This window comes from Neobacillus sp. C211 (genome assembly GCF_051842875.1).
Taxonomy (GTDB): domain Bacteria; phylum Bacillota; class Bacilli; order Bacillales; family Cytobacillaceae; genus Neobacillus.
Genome location: NZ_JBPXRO010000098.1, coordinates 1 through 884 on the forward strand (window position 1 = coordinate 1; position 884 = coordinate 884).

At 37.7% G+C, this 884-nt stretch carries 1 protein-coding gene; it reads right to left on the minus strand.

Annotated features, from left to right (window positions below; genetic code table 11):
• Nucleotides 1-82 precede the first annotated feature (82 nt).
• Nucleotides 83-884: reverse transcriptase domain-containing protein (locus ACSU6B_RS29170; RefSeq protein ID WP_410889960.1), on the minus strand; the 802-nt coding region annotated here is incomplete at its 5' end.

Below are 884 nucleotides of genomic sequence, written 5' to 3' on the forward strand. Positions count from 1 at the left end.
TTTAAGGCAAGTAGGCCACTGGAACCTCCCCAGTAGCCCCTCTCAGAACCGGACGTGAACCTCTCAGCTCATCCGGCTCCCATTATTCAGCCGTAGGCTTGATACCTATTTCCCAATGTTTAAATAGTTTTGGAATCTGTTTTGCAATTCTACCTAATAAGTATTCAGCTCTTTTCTTGTGACGAGCTAACCTTTTGTATTTCTTCCTTGCCCACATTATTAAGGCTTTATTGATGTGTCTTAATGTTGAGTACATTTCAGATTTGTAGAACTTGCCATAGTAATTAATCCACCCTATAATCTGTGAGTTAAACATATTTGATAGGTCCGTAAGGTCCTTTTCGGCTTTTAACTGTAGCTTCCAGTCCCTTACTTTTTGCCGAATTGATTTCTTAGACTTATTACTAATCGCTGGTGTAAAGTTAATAAAATGCTTTCCCCATCTGTTTTTGGAACGTCTTGGTCTGAACGTATATCCAAGAAAATCGAACGAAATATTTTCGTGATTTTCTTTCCTATCTGCATCTTTACAATACACAATTCGTGTTTTGGTTGGATGTAGTTCCAGTTTACATTCCTTCATCCTTTTGTTAAGTGATATAAGCAATTCTGTTGCCTCAGCTTCTGATTCACAGTGGATAACTGCGTCATCTGCATATCTCGCAAAAGGATTATTTGTATGGTTTATAGTCATCCACTTATCAAATGTGTAATGAAGAAATAGATTTGCTAGAACTGGACTTATAACTCCACCTTGCGGTGTACCAGAAGTCCGTTCTACTACCTCTTCTTTTGTTTGAAAAGGTGCCTTTAGCCATCTATTAATATAGAGTTTTACCCATTTATTACTTGTGTGCTTTTCCACTGCTTTCATTAGTAAACCG